Origin of the sequence: Gabonibacter massiliensis (assembly GCA_001487125.1) — a bacterium.
GTDB lineage: Bacteria > Bacteroidota > Bacteroidia > Bacteroidales > Marinifilaceae > Gabonibacter > Gabonibacter massiliensis.
Genome location: LN913008.1, coordinates 1 through 17,554, shown reverse-complemented (window position 1 = coordinate 17,554; position 17,554 = coordinate 1). Strand labels below are relative to the sequence as shown.

Below are 17,554 nucleotides of genomic sequence, written 5' to 3'. Positions count from 1 at the left end.
GGAAGAAGTATTCAAATAATCTGTTATTGAATCGTCACGATAACGCACTTTTTATGTTTGAGAGCGCTCCGGTAAAATCTCAATAGTTTTTTATAACCGGTTTCATATAAAAATTCGAACAATTCGGCTTTGTTTTTGGTATTCCATATATCCGGGTAGATCTTGCTTTTAGAGAAAAGATCCGGGGAAAACTTTTTGTAAAGGGTTCTTTTGTTTATGTTTTTAAAGGTTGAGATGAGAGGTTCCAACTCCTCGAATCGGGTATAAGCGACAAAATCATTGTCTTCGTCCTCGCTAAATAGATGCGACCCCACGATGGATTCGCTCAGAAGATTGTTTTTCATCGAGACTACGGCAGATTTGCCGGTTAATAAAAAATGAAGTCCGTCCCAACTTTTATCTATATCGATTGTTTCGTATCGAGGATCTTCATTGATTTCGGATAGCTCTTCAGATAGCTCTTCGTGATCCAACTGAAGCAGACGGTCAATAACATCCGGATCGACCATCTTGTAAGACGCGATCATTCCCATTTGCACTGTTTTTTAGTTAGTAAGACTATAAAAATAAGAATTTTTTATCAAATAGGAACCCAAAAATCGTGTTTATTTTATTTTTAACGGCATACACCTCTTCTTTAATACGATCTGTGAGCTGATTATTACCCATAAGAATCTATAAACGATCGTTTAATAATATGCAAAAATAAATAATTTTATATACGATACAAAAAAATCAATCATTAATAATCAATATGTTAAATAATTATGCAACTAAGAAAATTAAATAAATAAGAATGTTATTAAACGATCGTTTAATTAATATAGGTTTCGGATGAGCTTTTTATAGGTGTATGGTGTTAAGTAAAAGAGCCAATAGTGTAAAGTTCAAAGATTTGTATGAAAAATTATTTCATAGTTTATTAGCTATTGCTTGTAAATATGTAGACTATAACGAGGCGGAAGATATCGTTCAGGACACTTTTTATAAACTCTGGCATTCACCTCATTTGTTTATTGATGGAAATGAACTTCAGTATTACCTTTATACTGTCGTGAGAAATAAATGTCTGAATCATATCCGGGGAAAGAAGGTAAAAGAGAGATGCCTGAGTCATTACGAGATTGAATCAGAGGAATATTTTTATAATGCCGTGTTGGAAGAGGAGATTTTTATTCGGTTAAGACAGGCGGTGGATTATTTACCTGAGAAATACAGAGTTGTTATCAATTTGACCTTGGAAGGATTAAAAGATAAAGACATTGCGGAAAAACTCGGCATATCTGTGGATGCGGTTAAAACGCAGCGAAAGAGGGGAAAAGACCTTTTGAAAGCGGGTCTTGATCATACGTTTTTAATTTTTCTTGTAAATTTAATTTGATTCTTTGTCACTTTTTGACGGATGGAGTGTTTTACAATAAAAATCGGTCAAGAATGATAGAGAATTATAATGAAATAGACGAAATTGCGGATTTGATTACAGCCCGAATAACCGGAACGATCGATGAAGCGGGAAGAATGAAATTGGAAGACTGGATTCTTGCTTCGCCGGAAAACGCTCGTTTGCATGAACGGTATACATCGGAAGAGTTTATTGTCGATAAATTTCGTTTTATTGCTGAACACGATATTTCGGCCTCTTATCAGGAGTTGATGTTAAAAGTGAAACGAGCGGAACGGAAAAGAAAAGTTCGTTTTTATCGTTATGCCGGCGTGATTGCTTTTTTCATACTGCTTGGGGGAATGTTGTATCTCGGAAAAGAAAATATTGTTTTGTCCAAGCCTGAAAAGGTTGCCCGAATTATTCCCGGAACATATAAGGCTATACTGACGTTAGCAGACGGGAGTCAGGTGGATCTTTCCGAAATTGAGACCGATCGAAAATTAGATAAGGAGGGAGCTCATATGCGGATCATGTCAGGAGCTATCCGGTATGCTACATCCGATACTTCCGTTGTGGAAGAGCAATATCATACGATATCCATTCCCCGGGGAGGAGAGTATACGCTGACGTTAAGCGACGGAAGTGTTTTGCAGATGAATTCGGAATCAGAGATCCGTTATCCGGCTTCTTTCCGGAGCGGAATCCGGGAGGTTTTTATGAAGGGGGAGGTTTTATTTCAGGTTGCACGGGATACGACGGCTCCCTTTGTTATTCATTCGGAGCAAGGGGAAATACGTGTGTTGGGAACTTCTTTTAACGTGAGGGATTACGGTGATGAAAATTTCCTTGAAACCACGTTGGTAAATGGAAAAGTTGCTTTCGAGAGAGCCGGGGAACAATATACTTTATTGCCTGGGGAACAATTGAAATTGGATAAACGGAACGGTCAGACGGCCGTTATGCCCGTGGATACCCGTCTGTATTGTTCCTGGACAGAGGGGAGGTTCGTTTTTGAAAAACAGCGTCTGGAAGATATCATGAATACACTTTCCCGTTGGTATGACATATGCGTGTCTTATGAGAATCAATCTTTAAAGGATGTTTTGTTTACCGGAAATCTGAAAAGATACGGGGAGTTGGCTCCCATACTGGATATGTTGACGTTAATCAATAAAATAGATATAGAAGTTGACGGTAATCGTGTTATGATAAAAGATCGGAAATAAAAAGTCGGAAGATACGCCCGTATCTTCCGACCTAAAACCTTCCCGGAGGGTATCCGGAAATAATTATTCATCTAATTCACAAATGTATGAAAAAAAAGTTCAATTATCAAGGTCGTGATTATGGCCTTCGGAAATGCTATGTCACAATGAAATTCACCATTTTATTTATGTTTATTTCTATTCTCCAATTGAGGGCGGAAGTGAAATCGCAGGAGGTGTTGTTTAATTTAAAGATGAGTAACGTTTCGTTGATCGAGGTACTAAAGTCGATAGAATCTCAAAGTGATTATACCTGTTTGTATAGTTACGAGGAGGTGTCGAAGGTAACAAACCTTGACTTGGATTTTAAAAATGCAACTGTTCAGGCTATACTGGAGAAGTGTTTGAAAGGAACGAAGTTGCAGTATAGAATTGTTGATCAGACAATTGTTATTCGGAATACAAAAGTTGTCCCGCAAACTCAAAAAGTAGATAAGAAAACTATTAAAGGACGGGTGGTCGATTTGGAGAAGATCCCGTTGCCGGGCGTAACCGTTATCATAAAAGGGACAACCTTGGGTTGTGCTACGGATACGGCAGGACGTTTTCAATTGGTGCTTCCGGATATAAAGGATATTGTTTTGGAAGTTAGCTTTATCGGGATGGAAACGAAAGTCATCAAGTTGAAAGATATTAAGGATAAGGAAATTCTCGATGGGAAAAAAGAGTTGGATATTGTTCTGGTAGAACAGGCCGAGAGTTTGGACGATGTGGTCGTTACGGGGTATGCCAATGTACGTAAAGAGTCTTACACCGGAACTTCGGTTCGAATAGAGGGAAAAGAGTTAATGAAAGTGGCCAATCGAAATATAATTTCGGCCTTACAGGTGTTCGATCCCTCGTTTCGCATTATGGAAAATAATCTGATGGGATCTAATCCGAATGCGATTCCCGAATTTTACGTCAGAGGACAGTCGGGAGTGGGGGTGAGAGAGTTGGACGTGGCTGATGTTTCCGAAGCGAAGTTGAAAAATAATCCGAATTTACCGATCTTTATTTTGGATGGTTTTGACGTGAGTGCCGAGAAAATATACGATATGGATCCGACCCGTATCCATAGTATCACGATCTTGAAAGATGCTGCCGCAACAGCCATATACGGTTCCCGGGCTTCTAACGGGGTGATCGTGGTGGAGACAAAAGCTCCAAAAGCCGGAAGATTGAACGTGAATTACAATTTCGTGGGTAGTTTGACTGCTCCGGATTTGTCCAGTTACGATTATTTCGATGCCAGGGAGAAATTAGCCGCAGAGGTCGCTGCCGGGTATTATAAATTGAAAGAGGATGGAAGTAATATCAGGCAGGTGTATACAAATTACATGAAAAAATTGAATGCTATCAATAAAGGGGTAGATACTTACTGGTTAAGTCAACCTTTGCGTACGGGATTCAATCATAAACATAGCGTATACGTGGACGGGGGTAACGATGCCGTGCGGTATGGATTCGAGTTACGCTATGACAATGAGAACGGTGTGATGAAAAAATCTTACCGGAATCGGGTCGGTGCCGGATTTTACATCGATTATCGATTGAAAGATTTACAGATACGGAATCATGTTACCTATGACCGGGTAAGTGCCCGAAATTCACCCTTCGGGAGTTTCGGCGATTTCGTGAAACAGTTGCCCTATAACGAAATGAAGGATGAAACCGGACATTATACACCGGAGTTGCCTCTTTACGGGAATGGTACATCACTTGTGAATCCGATGTACGAGGGAGCAGAAACTAAAAATTTCAGCAAAAACTATTACGAAGAATTTACCAATAATTTTAGTTTGGATTGGTACATAACGGAAGCATTTCGTTTTAAAGGACAAATCGCCTTGACCAAACGGATCGACGGTTCTAAAAACTTTTTGGATCCGAAATCGGGGACTTTTAATGACGCAAAAGAGTATAACGGGGAGAAAAAGGGTTCTTTGGCAGTTTCAGACGGGAATCAATTTCGTTGGACGACCAATTGGTTGTTGATGTATAATCAGATATTCGAACACCATTATTTGACAGGAACTTTAGGATTGAATACGACGGAGTCTGTTATTTCCGGTACTTCGGCTTTTTACCGCGGATTTCCTTCCGGGAATCTGAGTTCGATTATGTACGCTCAGGAGCAGGTGGGTAAGACCAATGAAACGGATAACCATACCCGTCTTTTCGGAGCATTCTTAACCATGAATTACTCGTATAAAGATATCTATTTGTTTGATGCTTCTTGTCGTTTGGATGGTTCGTCTGAATTCGGTGCCGACAGGAAATGGGCTCCTTTTTGGTCCTTGGGAACCGGCTTGAATATGCATCGATATCCATTTTTGACCGATAATCCGTGGATTTCTCAGCTGAAGTTGACTTTAACCTACGGACAGACGGGTAAGGTTAATTTCCAACCGTATGCGGCCAAGGATATCTACGAGATCTATGATAAAAACTGGTACATTACCGGTATGGGAGTTCAGTTGATGGCCTTGGGAAATACTTCTCTCGGTTGGGAGGTGAAGAATAGCACGAACGTTGGAGTGGAGTTTACCTTGAAAGAGGGTTTGTTTTATCTAAAGGGGACGTACTATTACGAAAAGACAAAAGATATGATCACGCAGATCGATATCCCTTCCTCTTTCGGATTTACCCAATATTATGACAATTTGGGAGAAGTTGAAAACCGGGGGTACGAGTTTCAATTGCGTTCGGATATATTGAATAAAAAGGACTGGTTTGTATCTGTTTTTGCCAATCTTTCTCACAACAAAAACGAGATTTTAAAAGTATCCAATTCGTTGAGTAATTATAACAATAAAGTAAACGATTACTACGAGGAGTATAACAGGAGTGAATTTGAATCTGCTGATGAAAAATACGCCAAGCCTTTTTTGAAATACGAGGAGGGGGGCACATTGACCTCCATATTCGGGATGAAATCCTTAGGGATCGATCCGGCCAGCGGACAAGAGGTTTACGTGAGACGGGACGGAACCATCACCTATGATTGGGAAGCCAATGAGCAGCAGATTATCGGCGATACGGAACCGGCAGCCAAAGGATCTTTCGGTTTTAACTTCGTTTGGAAATCGCTTTCCGTCTATGCTTCCTTTATGTACGAGTTCGGAGGTGAACGGTATAATAATACTTATCCGACGCATATCGAAAGTGTGGATTTGTGGAAATACAATGCGGATAAACGGGTATTTTCCGATCGATGGATGCATATAGGAGATAAAACACCTCTGAAAGATATTAAGGATCGTTCGGCTATTGCCCGTCCGACCTCCCGTTTTGTACAAAAATACAATACGCTTGATTTTAACTCTTTGAGTATAGCTTGGACGTTTGATAACGATTGGGTAAGAAAATTGGGATTGAACGTGTTGAAATTGCAATTTAATACAACGGGATTGGCCCATTTCTCAACGGTAAAACAGGAGCGGGGGACCTCTTATCCTTATGCAAGAGTGTATGATCTCTCCTTAAATATAAGCTTCTAAATCTAAAAAGAACGATTATGAAAAAAGATGTTATTTTATTGTTATTGGTATTTCTAACCGTTTCCTGTAATGATTGGTTGGATATAGAACCTAAAAGTCAGATCGATAAGGATAAATTGTTTTCGGATGAAACCGGATTTCAAAATGCGTTGAACGGCATTTATCAAGGAGCTTCCTTGGGAGTGTTGTATGGTAAAAATATGAGTTGGGGTATGCTAAGTGCTGTTTCTCAGATTTATGATCCGGAGTCTTTGTTGGAGGAAGAGGGGGATTTTGCTGAATTTACCTATGATAACAAGACGACGGAGCCTGTTGTGGCTGCTATATGGGAAAAATTGTATAACCTGATAGCCAATTGTAATCTGTTGTTAAACGAGGTGGCTAAAGCCTCACCTTCTATTTTTACTTTAGATACGGTTTCTAAAAATGTAATTGCAGGTGAAGCTTTAGCGTTACGAGCTTTTTTCCATTTTGACGTTGTTCGTTTGTTTGCTCCGGCTCCGGTAACGGAAAAGGATGCTCCGAAGCATCTGATCCCTTATCAGACGGAATGGCCTTCCGAGATCAAAAAGAAATTGACCGCTACGGAAGCGTTGGATGAAGTGATCAAAGATTTACTACAAGCCAAGGATCTATTGGCATTTAACGATACCTCGTATAATGCGACAGGAATGAGTAATGTCGATGTGCGTATAAAGGGATTATACAGCGTAAAGGGTGGAAAATTTATGAACAACAGGGGATATCGCCTTAATTATTGTGCTGTGCTTGGGATGTTGGCTCGGGTATATATGTATAAGGGAGATCGAGATAATGCTTATAAATATGCCTCTGAATTTTATAATACTTTTGTCGTAAAGAAAAAATGGTTTAAATGGAACGCATCCTCTGATTTTACGGACGATCTGAAATATCGGCAAAAAAAGCATTTGTCGGATGGCCTCTTCTCTTTCTATAATTTCGATTTATTGAATAATTATGTCGACTATAACGTGTGGTGGGTGGATCAGGCGATGCAAATTCAGGGTGTAAACGAAATTTTTGCGAACGATAAAGACGATTATCGCTTGAATTATCTGTTGGATCATAAAGAAGTGTACGGGGAAGAGGTCTATTGGTCTATCAAGTACCAGCGTATTTCCGGTGATGCAAATATAAATCGGGATGAGGGGAGGGCCTTACCGAATTTGCGGATGAGCGAAATTTATTATATCCTGGCAGAGTGTCTCTATCATCAGGGAAGGGAACCCGAAGCCGTGAAAATATTGAAAGAATTGAGAGATGCGCGGGGATGTAAACGGAAGATAACTTCTTTTACTTCGGAAAAAGATTTTTACGATGTTCTGTTAAATGATGCCCGGCGGGAGTTTATCGGGGAAGGACAATTATTTTTTATGTATAAACGTTTGAATCGTCCGATTCTAACGGTTGGATCTGAAATCGCACCCAGTGCTAAGGTGTTCGTATTTGATATTCCGAATAGTCAGAATGTATTTTAATTGATAGATTATGAAAAGATATTTATATAGTTTAATCGTTTTGTTTGCCTTTATCGGGTGTAGTACGGATGAGGTAGAGGTGTATCAGTCCGAAGGGTATATTTCGTTCGTGGAAAAGGAATCGGATACCTTGGTGGTCTCGTTCTTTCTGTTGGGAAACTTGCAGGAGTACGATTTACCCGTGTCCGTTCGTTTCACGGGAGATCCTTATCGGGAAAAACAACCAATATCATTGGTCGTGAACGAGAAAAAAACCACGATGGCGGCTCAATACTATGACTTACCGCAACCCGAAATGAGTGCCATGAGTCATTTGGATACGTTTAAGATTCATCTGAAAAACTATCCCGAATTACAGACGAGAACGGATATGTTGTGCATTGAGTTAAAGGAGAATGATGCCTTTCAATTAGGAGACCGCAATTATCGTCGGATGTATATAAAAATCAATGATAACGTAGCTAAACCCGATTGGTGGTCTCGTAACACGGAACGCTATTACCTGGGGGCCTATTCCGATGAAAAAATTCGGGAGTTAATGATTGCTGCACAACCGGATCTGACGGGTAAGGTGGACGAGGGAATGATTCGTACGTGGGCCCTGAAATTGAAATATCACTTGGAAAAGAGAGCTGATTCTCCGGAGGGACCTGTAACAGAAAAAGACGGTTCCCTGATGACAGTTCCGGTTAAAGGTTAATATTAAAAAGTAAGATTATGAAATGGAATAAATTAATATATGTAACGCTATTTACCTTGTTTTTATTCTCTGCTTGCTATGAGGATAAAGGAAATTACGATTACAAGGATATGGAGAAAAATAAGGTTACGGTGCTCTTTAAATCATGGACGGCAAAACCCTATTATGGAGAACCGGCTATTTTTACTCCGAAACTGAGGCTGGATAACCCGAATGCAGATACGAATGTACTTAAATTCAATTATTATTTTGGAAAATACGGATGCGTTTGCTCCGAAAAGAACATGAGCTACGTGTTCGAGGGAGAGACCGGTAGCGTAGAAGGAATCTTGATCGTGACGGATACTACAACCGGAATGATGTGGTCCTCGAATATCGGTGTCAGTTACCAAAGTCCTTACGGAACGGGATGGTTTATTTTGTCGGATGAGAATGGAAAGTCCCGGGTAAATATGGTACGTGTGCGGAATGACGAGTACATAACGGATCAGCGGTTATATTCAACTTTATGGGGAGGGGATTTGGGAACCCGGCCTCACCGAATCTTACTGAACAAAAAAGGAATAAAATGGGGGGAACCCTATGAGCTTAGGATTCTACAAGATGGTCCCGAAGGATCTGTTTCTTTGGATCCGAAAGATTTGAAATTGACTAAAACTTTAAAATCCGAATTTGTAGGAGAGATGTTACCGGATGTCGGGTTTAAAGCGGAAGGCTTCGCTTTCGGAGATTGTTGTGGCGTTGTGATTGGACAGGATGGAAATGTGTATACTAGAATATATGATCGTAATAAATTGAACTATAGTTCTTTTGTCGCAATTCCCATGGAGTATAAAAAACAGAAGGTGAACGCTCAATATTTATTGAATGACCATCCTAAAGGAGAAATGTACGATATGATACTGTATGATAAGACACAAGGAGCTTTTATGATCGTAAAAGGAGGATCTCTATCCAGTGCGGGAGGTACCTCCGTGGTTACAGCCCCGGAGACTCTCCCGACGGGAGTTCCTTCCCCCGCCAATCTATATGCTTATGAAAATCTCTATTCTCAATTGTATAATACCGGTTATAATGGTGTTGCGTCAGTCTTTTCTTTGATAAAAGATAAGGATGGAAAGGTGTTCGTCTACTCTTTCGCGGGACCTTTACTGGGAGAGTGTAAGGAGTTGACGAAAAAAGAGTTTAAAGCTTCTGCACTCTTGTCCGAAACATCGGTTTGGCATCGTCTCAGAACGAGACCCTATTTGTTTATCGGGAAAGGAAAAGAATTGTATTATTACGATCTGAATACATCGATGCTATATCCTTATCGTTTGAGTACCGGTTTTGCCGGGAATATCACCTCCATTGAGTCGGACTACTCGCAAAAAGATAACGTGCTGGCAGTGGGATTAGATAGTGGAGATTTTTATCTCCTGGATGTTTCGGAAAAAGCTTTCGTGGCTCCGGAATTGCCGGAACCGATTTATCAAACGAGAGTTCCGGGAAAAATCGTGGATCACTTCTACAAGCAATATTAAGAACCAAATCTTGAAATCTATAGCGTGGAACGGGGCGAAAGTCCTGTCCCATTCCACGTTTATTGTCTATAAATTAAAAAAATCACTGTTGTATGAAATTAAAAATTTTATTTCTTTTACTGGTAATGCTTGGCCTTACCCTAACGGTTGATGCTCGAAAGAGAAAGAAAACCGCTACCTCCTCGAAGCAGGAACAAAAGGAGACGAAATACCAAAAGTTATTCAAGGATAAGGCTTGTGAAACTGTTCCCGGAATGATCACGCTTCATAAAATGGATGGTAAGGTCTATTTTGAATTGCCGGTAACGATGTTGGATAAAGAGATGTTGTTGGGTTCAACGGTCAGTGAAATAACGGATAACCGTTTTGCTATCGTGGGAGAAAAACCCCGTGAGCCTTTGCATGTCGTATTTACTCGTGCAGACTCTTTGATCAACTTGAGAACAGTTACCTCTAATTTTATCTCTAAGGATGCCAATATCGAGCAGAGAATAAAAGAGAGTACGGTACCTGCTATTTTGCGGAATTTTAAGATTCTGGCCTTTAGTCCGGACAGTGCCAACGTGGTGATCGACATGACAGACTTCCTGCTGTCGGATAATGATGATATCGGTCCTTTTAATCCTTATGCTCCGGCAACCGGATACGGTCGGGCTTGGATCGAAAAGGAGTACAAGGCCGCGGATTCTCAGATTGCCGGAGTCAAAGCTTTCTCGGATAATGTAAGCGTGAGATCTTCTTTAACATATATTGTAAGCGTGAGGGATCAACGGTATTATTACACGTATAAGAAGCCGTTCACCGCGGTGATGACCCGTAGTTTTGTTTTATTACCCGAAGAGCCTATGCGTCCCAGGATAGCAGATCCCAGGATAAATATTTTCGTGATGGAAAAATCCACCTTTAGTAATGAAGGAAATGGTGTACAACGGGTTTATTTCACGAATCGTTGGAGGTTGGAACCGAAAGACGAGGCAAAATATCGGCGGGGAGAACTGGTAGAACCTCGCAAACCGATCGTGTTTTACATCGATAATACTTTCCCGGAAAGTTGGAAACCCTACATAAAAGAAGGGATAGAAAAGTGGAATCTGGCTTTTGAAAAGATCGGGTTTAAAAATGCGGTAGTGACCAAAGATTTTCCAGCCAATGATCCTGAATTTGATCCGGATAATTTGAAGTATTCTTGCGTGCGTTATTCTCCCTCTCAAGTGGCAAATGCCATGGGCCCCTCCTGGACGGATCCCAGAACCGGGGAAATCTTAAATGCTTCTGTCTACCTGTATCACAACTTGATCAAGTTGGTACAAGACTGGCGTTTCCTGCAAACGGCACCTGCCGATGCCGATGTACGATCGATGACAATGGACGAGAAATTGCTGGGTGAGTGTATCCGCTATGTCGTTAGTCACGAGGTCGGTCATTGTTTGTCTTTGATGCATAATATGGCGGGTTCTTCTTCTATTCCCACGGATTCGTTACGCTCTCCGTCATTTACGCGAAAATACGGTACAACGTATTCTATTATGGACTATGCCCGGAACAATTACGTGGCACAGCCGGGAGACAAAGAGCGAGGTGTTCGTTTGACTCCTCCTGAATTGGGCGAGAGCGACTATTTTTCTATAAAGTGGTTGTATGCTCCTTTGTTCGATGCTCAGACTCCCGAGGAGGAAGTTGCTACGTTGAGTAGTTGGATTGCTGAAAAATCGGGAGATCCTGTATATTGGTACGGGAAACAACAATTGCAGGTTCATATCGATCCGAGTTCGATGGAAGAAGATTTGGGAGACGATCCTATAAAATCGGCAACGTACGGGGTCAAGAATCTAAAATACCTGTTGAATCACCTGAATGAGTGGGTCGGGGAGAAAGATTATGACTACACGTTCCGTTCCACGATGTACAACGAAATCGTGTACCAATATTTCCGGTATATCAATCACGTGTTTGCCAATATCGGTGGAATCTATTTGAATGAACGGTATGCCGGAGATGCTCGTCCGAGTTATGTTACGGTACCGAAAGAGAGACAAAAACAGGCTGTTGCTTTTATATTCGAACAAATGAGAGATTTGACCTGGCTGAATGGAATGCAGTTTGACGAGGGGTTACCTTTGCGCGGAGATATCTCTAATCTTGTCGAGGACGAGCTATTCAAATCGTTAATGGGAAGTCCGTTCGCGTTAAATCTTTGTGCATCGAAAGCAAAGACGGATCCTTACGGGGAGGCGGAGTTTATGGATGATTTTTATCGTTTTATCTGGGAACCCACGATAAAGGGCAAAACATTGAGCGAGACAGAGAAAAAATACCAACTTCGATTTTTGTCGATGCTAATGATTAATTCCGGTGTCAATAGAGGAGAAAAAGGTTCTTCTCTGGGTGTTTTGGCCTTGGCGGGAGAAAATCAGATGGTGGCGGTCCCGGAAGAGATAAAGGAACGGAGTCGTGAGATCTACGGCGAATTGCCGGAGTCCGTGTTGGGAAGATTTACGAATGAAGCACTCGTTCCGGTGGAACCTTGTCCGGATGAAAGGATCGATCAGGAAAAAGCCGGATTCAGCCTCTATGTTTCAGTTCAACGAAAAGGAAAGCCGATGGAGCATGTTTACTACAATATCTTGAAGCGTACGCACAATTTGTTGAAAACGAAGGTGAATACCGGATCGGAGGATACCCGCAAACACTATCGTTTGTTAATGTACAAGATCGAAAAGGCTTTAAAATGATTTTCGGATCATGCTTACGGTAAAATATATTGTATCCGAAATGGTAAATAGAAAGTTGAATATGAGAAAAATAATCTATATCAGTATTATTTCTTTCTTTGTTTTAGGCCTTAGTCTAGAGGTTTCTGCCAAACGAAAGAAAAAAGAAGAGACCCCCAAAAAGGTCGAAACTCCCTATCAGAAATTTTTTAAAGGGAAGAAATGCATTACCCGGGAAGGATTCGTGAAACTTCATCAGATAGACGGTAAAGTATACATGGAATTTCCGAATCAGTTGTTAAACAAAGATATTTTGTTGACTTCTTCCATAGAGGAGATTAGTGACAACGGAGAGGGTGTTGTGGGACAATTTGCCGGAAAAGGCGTACATCTCCGTTTCACCAAATTGGATTCTTTGTTACAGGCACGTTTGATTTCCAGTTCTGTGTATGATCCGGAGGATAACGAAGGATTGAGTCAGGCATTGAAGGAGTCTACCATCGGGGGCGTTTACAAAAGCTTCAAAATCGAAGCACGGACACCGGATAAAAATGCCGTTTTAGTGGATGTCACCCCGTTGTTTTTGGAAAGTTCAGCCTATACCAATCCGTTTACGGCTTTCGGTGGAAATTCTTTATTCGGTTTTGTGGCTCGCATTCATAAATATCAAGCGGATCGATCTTTTCTAAAAGACATTCAGGTGAGGGATCAGGAAATTCGCGTAACCTGTGAGATGGGATTTGACGTGGATCGTTTGGTTTTTGGAAAATACCCGATGGCTCTGAATGCTCCCGTGAGTGTCACTGTAAATAAGATGTTGATACTATTGCCGGAGCAACCGATGCGTCCTCGGTTGGCGGATGCCCGAATCGGGGTGATGCCGATCAGGAAAGTCGATTTTTCCAAAACCGACGAGGGTGTGAAACCGATTTATTTCGCGAAACGTTGGAGACTCGAACCGGCGGATGAGGCAAAATATGCTTCCGGAGAGCTCGTGGAACCTCGGAAACCGATTGTGTTTTATCTGGACTCACTGATGCCGGAATTCTGGAAGCCTTACGTGAAAGCAGGTGCGGAAGAGTGGAATCAGGCCTTTGAAAAGATCGGATTTAAAAATGTGATTCGGGTGGTCAACTTTCCCGGGAACGATCCCGATTTTGATGCCAATGACATTCGTCATTCAACCATCCGATATTCTCCTTCGGTATTGTGGATGACTGCGGTTCAGACCTCCATGCATGAAGATCCTCGAAGTGGAGAGATATTGAATGCTTCTCTCTATATCCATAACAATGTTATCGGTTCGATGTATAATGATCGGGTATCACAGACAATGGGGGCCGACCCTTCCGTGCGGCAAGACAATTTTTCCTTGCAAATGACAGGAGAGATGTTGAAAGCCCACGTGACACAGGCTGTCGGAAGTTGTCTGGGATTGACAAGGAATTTAGGAGCATCTTATGCATATCCTGTCGATTCTTTGCGTTCGCCCACTTTTACCGATACGTACGGGCTTTCTCCTTCTATCATGGATGGAATCACTTACAACTATATAGCACAACCCGAGGATGTGAAAAAGGGAGTAAGAATGAGTCCCAAGGGTGTGGGACCATATGATTTTTACGCGATCAAATGGTTGTATAAACCTATATCCGGAAAGAATTTTGAGGATGAAACTCCCGAGTTGGACAAATGGATACGCGAGGGGCTGAAAGATCCTTATTGCAGGTTCAGTAGAAAACTAATCTCCTACCCCTCTTTTGATCCTTCAGTCGTTTCGGGAGATTTAGGCGACGATCAGGTGAAGGCTCTCGGTTACCTGGTAAAAAATATAAAATCGGCTCTGGTACATTTCCACGAATGGTATTTGAAAAATAATACCGAAACGAGCGAATGCAAAGAGCTTTTAGGATATGTGGACAACTTGTTCACGAACAAAGTTCGTGAGGTGGCTGCAACGATCGGAGGATGCTATCTTCGGGATGTCAAAATGGGGGATGGACGTATGCCCTACGAGATGGTCTCTAAACAAAAACAAAAAGAGTCGGTGAAATTCCTGATGGATCTGGCAAAAGATCTTTCCTGGTGGGATGAAGCGGAAATCCTGAACGAACTGGAGATCATGGAGAGTAAAAAAGAGGCTTTTCGATCGCTTATCGTCTCTGCCTTATTCAATCGAACCGTTGCCGTGGCATTTTGTACGGAGAAATCCTCCGAAACATATACCATCCGGGAGTACATGGACGATCTCTACCGATGGGTATGGGAAGCAACGTTAAAAAATCGTTCCTTGACACGCGAGGAAATCGATTTACAGCGGGCTTTCTTGAATAGCGTAATAACCACCTCGACCGTAAGTGCGACTCCCGCCACGTTCTACTCGTCCAAAGATGCTTTGGCGATACCCGTACAAGCTCCTTTGGCGATGCAATACGGTAAAAAATTTGTGGATAAATTGACATCCGGGGAAGTCAAATTTGAACGTGCCGGATTTTATCCTGTAGCGGGAGTTCGGCAAAAATCTTATCCGGTTTCCTCACTCTATTATCAAATGTTGCTGGATATCGAGTCGATGCTAAAGGACAAAGTAACCCGAGCTTCGGGCGAAACCAAAACGCATTATGAATACCTGTTGTTCAGAATAAAGCAATCCCTATCCGATTCGTAACGTTTAATTTATATCGGTTAAAATTAAGATCTCCCCGTAGTCGAACCCCGACTCGGGGAGATCATTTAGCATGAATGGTTTACTGCTTACTCTACCCGTGAATCGATTCACTCTGTCGTGATAACCGTTACACTATTCCTGTGGGTTACCGTCACTCCTCATGGTTACTTCTCCATTAAAAAAATCGAGAGACGGTTCCAAGAGGTTAGCATTAACCTCGAAGAATCGTCTCTCTGAATTTTATAGAATCAAAGAATAATACAAATCATTTACTTTGGAATACTATCTCTTGGAAAACATAAAACAGTGGAGAAAATAATCCTGGACAAGTTATATTTTTTAGTTATCTTTTGAAAATAGGCTTCTATTTCTTCAAAGTAAGGTCCTTTCACATACTCTTCAAAATCTTCCCCGTACGCGTGTAATTTGTTTATCGGGTCATATTTTAGTATAAGATACCTCTCATCCTCCTCTCCAGATAAGATGATGTATTTTCCACGGGGATAACGAGAACGTATTTCCCTTATGCCTTGCTTTATCTTGTTTTCAATTTTCTTTTTTACAGGTTTTCCATTTCGATCGAAACAATGCACCCCTCTCAAATAACTTGGTATCGTGTAAATATTATACATCCAAGGTTCAAACGGGTAAATGTAGTCTGAAATAATATGTCCATTTTCCATTAACATACTATAATTACTATCCGATACCCATTCTATTCGCTTTACATTCTTTTTGAATTTAGAGATCGAGTAAGATAGATAATAGTCTTTGTTTCCTTTTTTATAATCTTTCAATAACTTTAATAAATCTTCTTTTGATTCCGGACTTTTAAGATAATATATTTTATACCCGTCAATTATCCAATCCAAGAAAGGATAATCATATCTCCCCATATTTGCCATATGTTTGTGGGTCTTGCAAGACCCACAAAAAAGTATCAAGACACAAATTGTTATTTTGAATAAAAAAATTCTTCTTGCCATTTCTTATAAAATTTATTTTTACTTTCTAACGTTGGAAAAACAAACGTGACAATACTAGACTGAGGATCTAATTTTTTTCTAATATACATATTGTAACCACTTTTTAATCCCATATTACTAATAGCCTTAGTATGCGTATACTTGTCATCTCCACGGTCAAATTTTCCGTACATCCCGTTAGGAACTTCGTTCATGAAATAATATCCGGTACTCCCTTCATATTCAAATATATGAATATTATTCTCTGCCAATCCCCAAGTATCTCTTTTGAACGGAATCCCAATATCAAAATTGACAGAACGCTCCAAAGGTTCCATTTTAAAGATATCTGGATCATCATCAAATTCACTCATTCTTTTTATATAATTTGCGTGTGATATTAGAGACTCGTCTATCTTCTGATAGAGACGTCCTTCCCAGTTTTGTAAATTCATCATGTGTCCGAACAAGCTGTAATAGTTATTTCCTTCTGTATAAGTTTTTCCCAAATAAGTTCCCTCTATCTTTTTCTTTTTCATTTCTTTTGCGGAATGTATCGTGGGATCGTATTTGATTTCTCCTGTTGGATCTCTATACCAATCCATGTCTTGTCCATCCGGATCAACAAACAAAACGGGGTTGTTCGCGCAATAATTATAAGAACTCAACGAGTAATATTTCTCGGTCATGGGGTCGACGGTGAACCAGCGTCCTAATTTGTTATCATACATGCGGGCGCCGTAGTCGAGGTAATCGAGGTTGCCCGTGGTCTGTTCCTCCTTTCCGTTGTACTTGTAACGGTTTCCTCCTTGTTGGGCGTAATCTGCCCGGGCGTGCCTGGCGCCGAAGGGGTAGTAGTCGTTTCGTTCCTTCACGTTCCCGTTGTCATCTACAATCACCCTGACGCTGCCGAGATGATCGTTCAAAAAGTAGTTCACCTCGAACCCGCCGTTGGTGGAGTTGCTTGCCCGGATTACGCCGCTGCCGAAATTGGCCGACTCGAGTTGTACTCCGGCACTACTTTTCTTGTATGTCAAAGAACGTATCTTGTAACACGTCCGTCAAAACCGTTATGGGCGGAGTCCTGTATCGTGATCTTATTTAAGATAACCGGGATTAATTCGCTGCCAATATTGGTTTTAAATTTATTATTGATAACAAATTTAAAATATTATTCTCGTAATCCCAATCGCAGGATCGTTTTTTTCACGTGTTATCGGGTTTTAGAGGCTTGGAAATAAAAACAGGGGACGTTTGACTTGTCCCCTGAATAGTCGTTAACCTTGTCGCGCTTGCGGTTTATTGAGAATCGTTATTTTTATTAGCAAGAGTAACCATGTAACATGGAGTTAAATAC

11 protein-coding genes are annotated in these 17,554 nt (G+C 41.0%); 8 read left to right on the top strand and 3 right to left on the bottom strand.

From position 1 onward, the window contains the following. Positions 1 to 23 precede the first annotated feature (23 nt). Positions 24 to 533 (bottom strand): YfbM family protein, encoded by a 510-nt coding sequence (locus BN3283_RS00065; RefSeq protein ID WP_059025184.1) that lies wholly within the window; start codon positions 531 to 533, stop codon positions 24 to 26. Between the two features lie 320 nt (positions 534 to 853). Between BN3283_RS00065 and BN3283_RS00060 the strand changes: the two genes are divergently transcribed. The 8 genes from BN3283_RS00060 to BN3283_RS00025 all read left to right on the top strand — a co-directional run bounded on the left by BN3283_RS00060 (position 854) and on the right by BN3283_RS00025 (position 15,232). Next, complete coding sequence (locus BN3283_RS00060) at positions 854 to 1,381, top strand: RNA polymerase sigma factor (RefSeq protein WP_059025182.1); 528 nt, start codon at positions 854 to 856, stop codon at positions 1,379 to 1,381. Between the two features lie 53 nt (positions 1,382 to 1,434). Next, positions 1,435 to 2,610: a FecR family protein gene (locus BN3283_RS00055; RefSeq protein ID WP_059025180.1), complete on the top strand. Its 1,176-nt coding sequence runs from the start codon at positions 1,435 to 1,437 to the stop codon at positions 2,608 to 2,610. 86 nt (positions 2,611 to 2,696) lie between these two features. Beyond that, on the top strand, positions 2,697 to 6,131 hold the full coding sequence (locus tag BN3283_RS00050; RefSeq protein ID WP_059025178.1) for a SusC/RagA family TonB-linked outer membrane protein: 3,435 nt from the start codon (positions 2,697 to 2,699) through the stop codon (positions 6,129 to 6,131). 17 nt (positions 6,132 to 6,148) lie between these two features. Beyond that, positions 6,149 to 7,630 carry a RagB/SusD family nutrient uptake outer membrane protein gene (locus BN3283_RS00045; protein WP_059025177.1) on the top strand — a complete coding sequence of 494 codons (1,482 nt, stop codon included), beginning with the start codon at positions 6,149 to 6,151 and terminating at the stop codon, positions 7,628 to 7,630. Between the two features lie 10 nt (positions 7,631 to 7,640). Next, complete coding sequence (locus BN3283_RS00040) at positions 7,641 to 8,330, top strand: DUF4843 domain-containing protein (RefSeq protein ID WP_059025174.1); 690 nt, start codon at positions 7,641 to 7,643, stop codon at positions 8,328 to 8,330. A 17-nt stretch (positions 8,331 to 8,347) separates the two neighbouring features. Further along, positions 8,348 to 9,853, top strand: coding sequence for a PKD-like family lipoprotein (locus BN3283_RS00035; RefSeq protein ID WP_059025172.1), 1,506 nt, complete (start codon positions 8,348 to 8,350; stop codon positions 9,851 to 9,853). 92 nt (positions 9,854 to 9,945) lie between these two features. Next, positions 9,946 to 12,585 carry a zinc-dependent metalloprotease gene (locus BN3283_RS00030; RefSeq protein ID WP_059025170.1) on the top strand — a complete coding sequence of 880 codons (2,640 nt, stop codon included), beginning with the start codon at positions 9,946 to 9,948 and terminating at the stop codon, positions 12,583 to 12,585. Positions 12,586 to 12,646: 61 nt separating this feature from the next. Then, positions 12,647 to 15,232: a zinc-dependent metalloprotease gene (locus tag BN3283_RS00025; RefSeq protein WP_286137400.1), complete on the top strand. Its 2,586-nt coding sequence runs from the start codon at positions 12,647 to 12,649 to the stop codon at positions 15,230 to 15,232. A gap of 269 nt (positions 15,233 to 15,501) precedes the next feature. Here BN3283_RS00025 and BN3283_RS00020 read toward each other — a convergent pair whose 3' ends face one another. Together BN3283_RS00020 and BN3283_RS00015 are read right to left on the bottom strand one after the other, a co-directional pair. Continuing rightward, entirely contained in the window at positions 15,502 to 16,218 is a 717-nt protein-coding gene (locus BN3283_RS00020) for a hypothetical protein (protein ID WP_147625502.1), read from the bottom strand. After that, positions 16,188 to 17,234 (bottom strand): RHS repeat domain-containing protein, encoded by a 1,047-nt coding sequence (locus tag BN3283_RS00015; protein WP_059025164.1) that lies wholly within the window; start codon positions 17,232 to 17,234, stop codon positions 16,188 to 16,190. Before BN3283_RS00015 ends, BN3283_RS00020 begins: the two co-directional genes overlap by 31 nt. Positions 17,235 to 17,554 lie beyond the last annotated feature (320 nt).

Bases quoted from the DNA above. Each gene is read 5' to 3' on its own strand.
- BN3283_RS00050 (WP_059025178.1), top strand. From the start codon at position 2,697: ATGAAAAAAAAGTTCAATTATCAAGGTCGTGATTATGGCCTTCGGAAA.
- BN3283_RS00045 (WP_059025177.1), top strand. From the start codon at position 6,149: ATGAAAAAAGATGTTATTTTATTGTTATTGGTATTTCTAACCGTTTCC.
- BN3283_RS00035 (WP_059025172.1), top strand. From the start codon at position 8,348: ATGAAATGGAATAAATTAATATATGTAACGCTATTTACCTTGTTTTTA.
- BN3283_RS00040 (WP_059025174.1), top strand. From the start codon at position 7,641: ATGAAAAGATATTTATATAGTTTAATCGTTTTGTTTGCCTTTATCGGG.
- BN3283_RS00065 (WP_059025184.1), bottom strand. From the start codon at position 533: ATGGGAATGATCGCGTCTTACAAGATGGTCGATCCGGATGTTATTGAC.
- BN3283_RS00060 (WP_059025182.1), top strand. From the start codon at position 854: ATGGTGTTAAGTAAAAGAGCCAATAGTGTAAAGTTCAAAGATTTGTAT.
- BN3283_RS00030 (WP_059025170.1), top strand. From the start codon at position 9,946: ATGAAATTAAAAATTTTATTTCTTTTACTGGTAATGCTTGGCCTTACC.
- BN3283_RS00055 (WP_059025180.1), top strand. From the start codon at position 1,435: ATGATAGAGAATTATAATGAAATAGACGAAATTGCGGATTTGATTACA.
- BN3283_RS00025 (WP_286137400.1), top strand. From the start codon at position 12,647: ATGAGAAAAATAATCTATATCAGTATTATTTCTTTCTTTGTTTTAGGC.
- BN3283_RS00020 (WP_147625502.1), bottom strand. From the start codon at position 16,218: ATGGCAAGAAGAATTTTTTTATTCAAAATAACAATTTGTGTCTTGATA.